This window comes from Rahnella sp. NRRL B-41462, from assembly GCF_003263525.1.
In the GTDB taxonomy this organism is placed as follows: Bacteria; Pseudomonadota; Gammaproteobacteria; order Enterobacterales; family Enterobacteriaceae; genus Rahnella; species Rahnella aceris.
In genome coordinates this window covers 21,902-31,989 of the sequence record NZ_JYDF01000096.1, presented here as the reverse complement: position 1 = coordinate 31,989, position 10,088 = coordinate 21,902, and the positions used below count along the sequence as shown (strand labels likewise).

Genomic DNA, 10,088 nt, shown 5'->3' with positions numbered 1-10,088 from the left:
GTCATGACTGCGGTTTTTTCATGAATACCGTTTCAGGAGTACAGGAACATCAGCGCGCCAGCGTTTTCAGCAGCGTCGCATTGAATCTTTCCGGTTCTTCCATCTGCGGTGCGTGGCCCAGACCTTTAAACTCAATCAGTTTCGCGTGCGGAATAAGCTTCGCAACCTGTTTACCCAGCACGTTGTAATGACCGATTTTTGCTTTTACCGCAGGCGGCGCAATATCGCTGCCGATGGCTGTCGTATCAGCCGTGCCGATCATCAGCGTGGTCGGTACACGCAGGTTTTTGAATTCGTAAAAGACCGGCTGCGTGAAAATCATGTCGTATATCAGTGCCGAGTTCCAGGCCACCAGTTTATGCCCCGGCCCGTTGTTCAGCCCTGCCAGCATATCGACCCAGCGGTCGTATTCCGGTTTCCACTTATTCACGTAATAGGTTTTGAGTTCGTACTGTTTAATGCTTTCCGCCGAGGTTTTCAGCTCACGGTCGTACCACTGATCGACGGTACGATACGGCACGCCCTTAGCTTTCCAGTCTTCCAGACCAATCGGGTTCACCAGCACCAGTTTCGACACTTCCGGCGCATACATCAGGCTGTAGCGCGTCGCCAGCATACCGCCGGTCGAATGCCCGACAATCACCGCTTTGGTAATCTTCAGACTTTTAAGCAAATCATGCGTGTTGGTCGCCAGTTGCTGGAAACTGTACTGGTAATGCGAAGGTTTGGTCGACGAACAGAACCCGACCTGATCGGGCGCGATAACCCGGTAGCCTTTACTGACCAGCGCCGAAATAGTGTCACCCCAGGTCGCGGCACAGAAATTCTTGCCATGCATCAGCACCACGGTCTGACCATTTTTGTGCCCGGTGGGCGGCACATCCAGATACCCCATTTGCAGCGGGGCACCCTGGGAATTAAAAGAGAATTGTTTCAGCGGGAACGGATAATCAAATCCCTGCAATTGCGGACCGTAAGAAGGCGCATCGGCAGCCATTGACGCGCCGGAGAAGGAGAACGATAAAACAGCAGCACAAAAGAGCAGTTTAAAACGGGGAAGCATGGGGTTGTCCTGGTGGTGTTCACGGAACCGACGGCGTAAAGCCTTATGCTACAAACTTTACGCCGTCAGGAAAACCACTTATCCAATATTCCGGATAATTGTGATATGGCGTTATTCTCAGACATATTTCACACCTTATGATTGACCCATCACTTAACGTTAATAAAGGTCTTTCGTCAGTGTGAAGCAAAGATATTTTTTCATTCTGACTTAAGACACCTGTTGAGATAATTATTCATAAGGACAGGGAATATTCCATCTTTCTTAACATAATAAATATCACATATCCCCCGGCGGGATATAAACACAAACATAATGATATAAAAAACCCATCATTAAATTAAAAAACTATTTTTATATATTGTCAGGGTAGAAATATCGGTTCAGATAGGTATTTTTGAGCAAAACGTCACCTTTAAATCAGTGCCATACCGAATCTTCTTCGCAAAGCTCCACACCGCAGAGCGGGATTATGAGGTATATTAACGGGACAAAATGCCGCTCTCTGACTCTCACTGGGGGATACCCTTGGCCCTAAACTGGTTAACCCGACGCTCTGTCCGAATATGCCTTTCACTACTCGCATTCCTTGTTGTTGCTGCTCTCGGCATACTGGCGATCTCGTGGCAAACTTCTCAGGGATTACGCCGTGATACCGCCGCAAACCTGCAACAGTCGGTGAGGCTGGTGGATATGACGCTGGATAATGCCGCCATTGCCACCAGTGCCGTTGAGAATCTGATTGGCGTCCCCTGTGATGCCAACACCGTGCAGGCGCTACGCTGGCAGGTAGCCAAAGTGCCCAATGTCCGCACGGTCAACCTCTACCGCCAGAATACGATTTACTGCGCCTCCTTATTCGGCCCGCGTGCTGACAATATCTCGACCGACAAATATATCGACGGACGGTTAATGCTGATGCGTGGCAACAGCATCACGCCCGATCATCCTCTTATTGCCTATCGTCATGACGTTAACGGCAGCGGCGTGCTGGTTGGTGTGGATGGCTATTTTCTGCACAACATCCTGTCGTTGCTCAGCACTCACGCTTATCTGGTATTGCAGGTAGGCGACCAGTGGATGGACAGCAATGGCAGCATTCACACCGGTGAAGGCTGGCCGGACGGTGAACGTATGGAGCTTGCTTCTCAGAACTACCCCTACGCGATTCGCTTAGTGATCCGACCCAGTGACCACTGGGGTTATGTTTTTGATTACGCCACCGTCAGCCTGATATTGTTCCCGCTGCTCAGCTTATTTATCGCTTTCATGACCTACAGTCTGCTCGGTCGTGTCGGCAGCCCGACGGCGGCGCTGAGAGAAGCGCTGGAGAAAAAACAGTTCATTCCTTATTTACAGCCGGTGGTGGATGGCACCACGCATGAGGTGACCGGCGCTGAAGTGCTGATGCGCTGGCAGCATCCGCAATCAGGGCTGATCCCGCCTTATCAGTTTATCCCGCTGGCAGAAGAGAGCGGCCTGATTGTGCCCATGACGCGCCTCATCATGACGCAGGTACGTGAACAGTTCGGCCCGCTGGCAGCACAGTTGCCTAAAAATTTCCATTTCGGTTTCAATATCTGCGCCAGCCATTTCAAAGACCTCTCACTGGCTGAAGACTGCAAAGCATTTATTGATGCCTTCAGGGAGAACCCGATCAATCTGGTGCTTGAGCTGACTGAACGTGAATTAATCGAGCCGGGTGAAATCACCTCCAGCCTGTTTCACACACTTCGCCAGATGGGCGTGCTGATCGCGCTGGACGACTTTGGCACCGGGCATTCCAGCCTGGCGTACCTGCAAAAATTCCACATTGATATTCTGAAGATTGACCAGAGTTTCATAGGCCGGATTGGTACAGACGCGCTGGCCGGGCACATTGTTGATAACGTGATTGACCTGGCTAAACGTCTGCAAATGATCATCGTGGCCGAAGGCATTGAAACCCAGACACAGGTAAATTATCTTGCCCCGTACCGGCTGGAATTCCTGCAAGGTTACTTTTTCGGAAAGCCTGTACCGCCCGCCGATTTTATCCGGAAATGGCTCTGATTTTCATGCAGCCTGTGGCGGGCGCTATCTCTTCATACTGCGGGCACATTCGTGACTCAGTGACTAGACTAATAACGTGAGCTGCGTCTTATAAGATGTCTGTGCTTTTTGCTAAAAAACTGCCGGTGTGTAACATCCATACAGGATGAGCCCGATAACTAAGCTAACTTGTTGAAGTTACTTGTATTGGAGTACTCTGGCGGAGAACCCTGCTGACAATCAGAATGATCACTTTGCGAGCAAGATGATGATTAAGTGGCCGTGGAAAGCGAATGAACTGAAAATTGAGAAATCAGACGCCTGGAATGACGCGCTGAATATCCCACTTTTATCTTGCCTCAACGAAGATGAGAAACTGCGTCTGATTCAGGTCGCCAGCCAGTTGCTGCAACAAAAAAGGCTGGTTCCTCTGCAAGGCGTTGAGCTGACTGAACTGATGCAGGCCCGTATCGCGCTGCTTTTTGCGCTGCCGGTGATGGAACTGGGCGCTTCCTGGCTCGATGGCTTTCACGAAATCCTGCTCTACCCTTCCCCGTTCGTGGTTGATGCTCCCTGGCAGGATGAAAACGGGCTGGTGCATGCCGGTTCACAAATTCATGCCGGACAAAGCTGGGATCAGGGCCCGATTGTACTCAACTGGCAGGACATCGAGGACTCATTCGACAATTCTGGTTTTAACCTGATCATCCACGAAGCGGCGCATAAACTGGATATGCGCAACGGCGGCGAAGTCACGGGTATTCCGCCTATTCCGCTGCGTGAGGTGGTGTCATGGGAACACGATTTACACGCCGCGATGCAAAATCTGCAGGATGAAATCGACACTGTCGGCGAAGAGGCTGCCAGCATGGACGCCTACGCGGCGACCGATGCGGCCGAATGTTTTGCGGTACTGTCAGAGTATTTCTTTAGTGCACCAGAATTACTTTCAGAGCGTTTTCCGCTGGTATACGGCCATTTCAGCCGTTTTTATCAACAGGACCCGCTGGCAAGGCAACTTCGCGGTCAGCGCTGCGATTGTTAAATTCCGTTTTGACGGACGTTTTTCCGCAGTAAAGTACCCTTTTATGGCGACATTGATTAGTTGCTGAGCAGTCGGACATTTTTGACTAATTTAGCGTTGACACTCCGCAGCCCTCTGGATATTATTCGCCCCGTTCCAACGATTCCTCTGTAGTTCAGTCGGTAGAACGGCGGACTGTTAATCCGTATGTCACTGGTTCGAGTCCAGTCAGAGGAGCCAAATTAGAAAGGCCCGCTTAAGGAAACTTAAGCGGGCCTTTTGCTTTTTATACGCCGCAGCCCCTGCCTGTATGGCGTTGAGGCAATCAGTGAGTGTGAAAATAGCCCTGATGCATTTTCAGTTTTCCCTCCGCGCCGGGAGCATTTGGTGGTCAGATTTGGGGTCAGGTGAGTTCGATGACGCAGTGACCCCCAAATATCTCTTAACGATTCAAAAATCCGCAAATTAAACCATCCGCAAAAAACCTTTAAACACGTTGCCCCGGCATCCGTAATTTCTATAAACCAATGAGTGAAAATACGGTTAATAAGGCGCTGAGGCAGATTGAACTCACAAGTGAACCAGTCCGCCATCCACAGCGTACTGGCTTCCGGTTACGTAAGACGCATCATCTGAGAGCAGAAAAAGTGCGACGGCAGCCGCTTCATCAGCTGTACCGGCTCGTCTGAGAGGCACCTGGCTTACTACAAAATCTTCAAACTGTTGCCGCGACTCCTCGGGCATGAAGTGTCTAAAATTAGTCTCGACAGGCCCTGGCACCAGCGTGTTGGCGCGAATGTTGCGTGCAGCCAGCGAGGCGGCCCAGCTTTTTACCATGGCGACAACGGCACCTTTTGTTGCAGCATATAAGCTCGTCATTGGCGCACCTTCATAGACTGAAGACGATGCAGTGACCAACACTGATGCACCTGGGTTCAAAATGTTGGAAAGTGATGCAAGCTGGAGCATAGGCCCGCGAACATTGGCATTCATCATGCGATTAAAGGCGTCGGCCGTAACGGATTCCGGTGCACCAACCTCTGCGTAACCCGCATTCAGCCACAATCCGTCGAGATGCCCCCAGCCGCTGACTGCCGTTGCGAGCGCATCAATATCTGCCTCACTTGCTGCATCACTTTTCAGGATCAGTGCAGTGTCCGGCAACAGCTTACGGGCCCGGGCCAGACGTTCTTCACTCAGCCCTGTGATGGCAACTTGTCCACCCTCTTTCACAATTCGCAGCGCTCCTGCCAGCCCCATACCGCTGGTGCCCCCCGTTATAAGTACACGTTTACCGTGAAATCTTCCCATAATGACTCCCCTTTAATCGTTATAACCGCCATTTACCTTACGAAAGAACTCCATTACTGCCCATCCCTTCTGAGGGCTTCACAACTACCGGCAGTTAAAGCCGGAGAAGTACTGTTTCCTTTGCTTAATGATCTGAAAGACTGAATTCCAAATACCCGGGCGATCCGCAAACCAGCAACATAACAATAACAGATGCGGACACCCGCAATCTGATTTCAGCTCCGCTCACTGCACTCGCAGAAATGAGCACGACAGGAATGAGGTCGAGGCCTTTCTCGGTCAGCGTGCAGAAATCTTTGCGCCTGTCGTCGGGGCCGGGCACTCTCGCAAGAATGCCCTGCTGCTCAAGAAAAGCCAGCCGGGACGGGAAAAACCACAGCCCCTTGCCCTGTGACAAGGATCTGTGGTGAGACTGCACGACAAAAATACGCTTCAGCCATTCGTCCGGGACTGCTTACGCTAATTCCGTCCGTGCGTTCTGCTGCTGTTCATCAGGCCGTATCCTGAACCAGATGGCATACATTGCCGGCAGGAAGACCAGCGTGATGATAGTGCCGCCAAACGTCCCGCCAATCAGCGTATAAGCCAGCGTTCCCCAGAACACCGAGTGGGTCAGCGGGATAAACGCCAGAATGGCCGCCATCGCCGTCAGCAACACCGGTCTGGCCCGCTGCACTGTTGCCTCCACCACCGCATGGAATGGCGGCAGCCCTTCCTGTTCGTTGTGATGGATCTGCCCTATCAGGATCAGGGTGTTACGCATCAGGATGCCCGACAGCGCAATCAGTCCGACCAGCGCATTGATGCCAAACGGCTGGTTAAAGAGCAGCAGCGTGGGCACCACCCCAATCAGCCCCAGTGGCGCGGTGAGGAAGACCATCACCATCGCCGACATCGACCGCACCTGCAGGATAATGATCAACAGCGTCATGGCAATCATGATCGGGAACAGCGGTGCCATCGCCTCGGTGGCTTTTCCGGATTCTTCAATAGAACCCGCCTGCTCGATACGGTATCCGGCCGGGAGCGTATCAATGACCGGCTGTAACGCTTTGATCATTGCCGTGGAGACATCCGGGGGCTGCAGGTTTTCGGCAATGTCCCCCCGCACGGTAATGGTCGGCGTACGATCGCGACGGCGCAGAACAGGATCTTCCATTTGCACCTCAACCTCCCCGATCTGCGACAGCGGAATGCGCTGGCCGGAAGAACCCACTAAGGTAAAACCGGCGATTTTTTCCGGATCAAGCCGGATATCTCCTGCCGCCCGCCCCATCACCTGCACCGAACGGATATCTTCACGCACCGAGGTGATCGGAACCCCTGAAAGCAGGAACTGAAGCTGCTGTGCGACCGCATTCGATGTCAGCCCCACCGCCTGCAGGCGATCCTGATTGAGCGTGAAATGCAGCGCCGGTACACGCGGCCCCCAGTCGGTGTTGACGGTCCTCATCATCGGGCTGGCCTGCATCACCTTTTCGACCTTGTCTGCAATTTCGCGCAGTTTATCAGGATCCGGCCCCATCACCCGGTAGGCCACCGGATAAGGAGAATACGGACCGAACACCAGTTGGGTCACACGCACGCGCGCCTCAGGTGCCAGGCCGCTGGCCGCCGCTTCACGTAGCCTGAACTTGAGCGCCTCGCGCGCTTCCTGACTGTCCGTCAGCACGACAATTTTCGCAAACGACGGGTCAGGCAGCTCAGGCGCCATGGCCAGATAAAAACGCGGTGACCCCTGCCCGATGTAGGACGTGACGATTTTTGCCTCTTTCTGCTTTCTCAGCCAGGCTTCGATTTTCGCCGTGGTGGCGCTGGTCTGCTCAATAGAAGTGCCATAAGGCATCTGCACTTCAACCAGTACTTCCGGGCGGTCAGAGGTCGGGAAAAATTGTTTTTTCACCAGCCCCATGCCAAGTATAGCGACCGTAAAGACGGCAATAACGGTACCGGCGACTATCCACTTGCGCGCGATGACGCGGGTCAGCACCCGGCGAAAACGGTTGTAATGACGGGTGTCGTAAATCGCCGCATGCCCGCCCTCCACCGTTTTGATTTTCGGCAACATTTTCACGCCCAGATAAGGCGTAAACACCACCGCCACAATCCAGGAAGCAATCAGGGCGATACCGACAATCCAGAACATGTTGCTGGTGTATTCACCGGCAGTGGACTGGGCAAAACCGTTGGGCATGAATCCGACGGCGGTGACCAGCGTGCCTGCCAGCATCGGGGCTGCCGTGTGACTCCAGGCATAGGCCGAGGCTTTGATGCGGTCGTAGCCCTCTTCCATTTTCACCACCATCATTTCGATGGCGATGATGGCATCATCGACCAGCAACCCGAGCGCCAGGATCAGCGAGCCCAGGGTAATACGGTCAAAGTTTTTGCCGGAAGCCTCCATCACCACAAAGACAATCGCCAGCGTCAGCGGCACCGCGGCGGCCACCACCACACCCACGCGCCAGCCCATACTGACGAAGCACACCACCATCACCACCAGCAGCGCGACGAAGAATTTGATCATGAACTCGTCAACGGCGGAGCTGATGTTGACTGACTGATCGGTGACCTTGGTCAGGGTCATGCCCAGCGGCATGCCCTCATTGATTTTGGCCGTTTCCGCATCCAGCGCCTTACCCAAATCCAGACCGTTCCAGCCGTCGCGCATAACGATGCCCAGCAGCAGCGCCGGTTCACCCTGATTGCGGATCAGGAAGGTCGCAGGATCTTCGTAGCCCCGTTCAACGGTTGCCACGTCAGAAAGCTGCAAGGTTCTGCCCTGTACGACGATGGGCGTTTCGCGGATTTTCTCCAGTTTGTCGAAGGCGCCATCCAGGCGGATAAAGACCTGCGGCCCTTTGGTATCAATCGAACCGGCGGGCGTCAGGACGTTCTGGCTGTTGAGGGCGGAGAAAATATCCTGAGGCGAAATACCCAGCGTGGCCAGCCGGTCATGCGAGAACGACACAAAGATGCGTTCGGCCTGTTCGCCGATGATATTGACCTTCTTGACCCCCGGCACATGCAGAATTTGCTGGCGCAACGATTCCGCATCGCGCACCAGCAGTCGCTGTGGCTCACCTTTGGCCTTCAGCGCAAAAAGCGCAAAGGTCACGTCAGAGAATTCATCATTGACCATTGGCCCGATGACGCCTGCTGGCAGGTTTTTGGTCTCATCCCCCAGCTTCTTACGTGCCTGATAAAACTCTTCCTGCACCTGTGAAGGCGGTGTGCTGTCCTTCAGCGAAAGCATGGTAAAAGCCAGACCGGGACGCGTGTACGTCTCGCTGCGGTCATACCACTTCAGCTCCTGCATACGCTTTTCCAGCGGTTCAGCCACCTGATCCTGCATTTCCTGCGCGGTGGCACCCGGCCAGGCAGAAATAATGGTCATCTGCTTGACCGTAAACGGCGGATCTTCAGCCCGTCCCAGTTCAAAAAACGAAAGAATACCGGCCACGGTAATCAGGATAATCAGGAACAGCGTGATTGAGCGCTCACGCACGGCGAGCGCAGAAAGATTGAATCGCCCCGCGCTCATGGCTGGCTCCCGGCGACGCTGGCATCGCTTTGTTCGGCCAGGCGTACGGCCTCACCGTCATGCAGCAGATGCGCCCCGAGAGCGACCACCTGCTCTCCCGGCTTAAGGGAACCGGTCACCCTCGCCGCATCGTCACCCAATCCCTGCACCTGCACGGGCCGCCATGACACTTTGGCGGGCTTACCTGAAATCTCCCAGACCCCCGGCCCTTTGCCCGGATCATAGATGGCCGCTAAAGGCACCTGCATCACCTGGCCCGGTAATTTATCGTCTGCAATATGCAGCGTCACGGTGGATCCCAGCGGGGCATTCGCCAGTGCTCCCTCAAGTACATATCTCGCCTCGAAGGTACGGGTTAGCGGATCTGCCGCATCGGAAAGAAGCCGCAGTTTCGCAGGGACAGCCTGTTTACCGGTACCGTACAACGTTGCTTCGGCCTCGCTTCCGGCAACCGGGCGTAACGTCTCAGGCAATTGCACGATGGCCTCGCGTTGCCCTGCTCTGGCCAGCCGGACCACTGGCTGCCCGGCGCTGACAACCTGACCGGGTTCAGCCAGCGTATCCATGACCACGCCGTCGGCGTCAGCCAGCAGCACGGCGTAGCCCGTGGCGTTTTGCGCCACATTGGCCTGGGCCTGAGCCGCACTGAGTTCCGCTTTGGCCGTATCTGCGGCGGCCTTTATCTGATCGTAGGCCGATGCCGACACTGCGCCTGCAGCGACCAGACCGCGATAGCGCACCTCGTCATCAGTCGCTTGTCTTGCACGGGCCCGTGCCGCCGCGACGGTCTGTTGCTGAGCCTGTGCCTGCAGACTCAGGTCAACCGGATCCAGACGCATCAATGGCTGACCGCGTTTAACGGTCTGGCCGGTATCGACCAGGCGTTCAAGGATTTTTCCCTGCACTCTGAAACCGAGGTCGCTTTGAATCCGGGCGACAACAACGCCGGTAAATGCGCGGGAGGCATCGGCAGCACTCACCACGGTCGCAGATCTGACCAGAGGAGGCTGAGTACGGGGATCGTCGGTACCGGAAGAGTCGCCGCAGGCCACAAGGGCAAGCGGCAACAGGCAAACAGCAAAGGTGGCAGGATTAAGCCTGAGCATGGGTTCCCT

At 54.5% G+C, this 10,088-nt stretch carries 6 protein-coding genes and 1 tRNA gene; 3 read left to right on the top strand and 4 right to left on the bottom strand.

Translation table 11 applies throughout. The annotated features are described in order from the left end of the window. Positions 1–49 precede the first annotated feature (49 nt). Positions 50–1,063 carry an alpha/beta fold hydrolase gene (locus UC14_RS20975; RefSeq protein WP_013575233.1) on the bottom strand — a complete coding sequence of 338 codons (1,014 nt, stop codon included), beginning with the start codon at positions 1,061–1,063 and terminating at the stop codon, positions 50–52. 528 nt (positions 1,064–1,591) lie between these two features. On the opposite strand from UC14_RS20975, the gene UC14_RS20970 reads away from it, so the two are divergent. From UC14_RS20970 to UC14_RS20960, 3 genes are all read left to right on the top strand, one after another. Further along, positions 1,592–3,115: an EAL domain-containing protein gene (locus tag UC14_RS20970; RefSeq protein ID WP_013575232.1), complete on the top strand. Its 1,524-nt coding sequence runs from the start codon at positions 1,592–1,594 to the stop codon at positions 3,113–3,115. A 247-nt stretch (positions 3,116–3,362) separates the two neighbouring features. Continuing rightward, positions 3,363–4,139 (top strand): DgsA anti-repressor MtfA, encoded by a 777-nt coding sequence (gene mtfA, locus UC14_RS20965; RefSeq protein ID WP_013575231.1) that lies wholly within the window; start codon positions 3,363–3,365, stop codon positions 4,137–4,139. A gap of 143 nt (positions 4,140–4,282) precedes the next feature. Further along, positions 4,283–4,358: transfer RNA gene (locus UC14_RS20960), tRNA-Asn, on the top strand. 330 nt (positions 4,359–4,688) lie between these two features. On the opposite strand, the gene UC14_RS20955 is transcribed toward UC14_RS20960, so the two are convergent. From UC14_RS20955 to UC14_RS20940, 3 genes are all read right to left on the bottom strand, one after another. Beyond that, complete coding sequence (locus UC14_RS20955) at positions 4,689–5,429, bottom strand: SDR family oxidoreductase (RefSeq protein WP_013575230.1); 741 nt, start codon at positions 5,427–5,429, stop codon at positions 4,689–4,691. 454 nt (positions 5,430–5,883) lie between these two features. Next, positions 5,884–8,973: an efflux RND transporter permease subunit gene (locus UC14_RS20945; protein WP_013575229.1), complete on the bottom strand. Its 3,090-nt coding sequence runs from the start codon at positions 8,971–8,973 to the stop codon at positions 5,884–5,886. Continuing rightward, positions 8,970–10,079, bottom strand: coding sequence for an efflux RND transporter periplasmic adaptor subunit (locus UC14_RS20940; protein WP_013575228.1), 1,110 nt, complete (start codon positions 10,077–10,079; stop codon positions 8,970–8,972). The genes UC14_RS20945 and UC14_RS20940 overlap by 4 nt, the downstream gene beginning before the upstream one ends. Positions 10,080–10,088 lie beyond the last annotated feature (9 nt).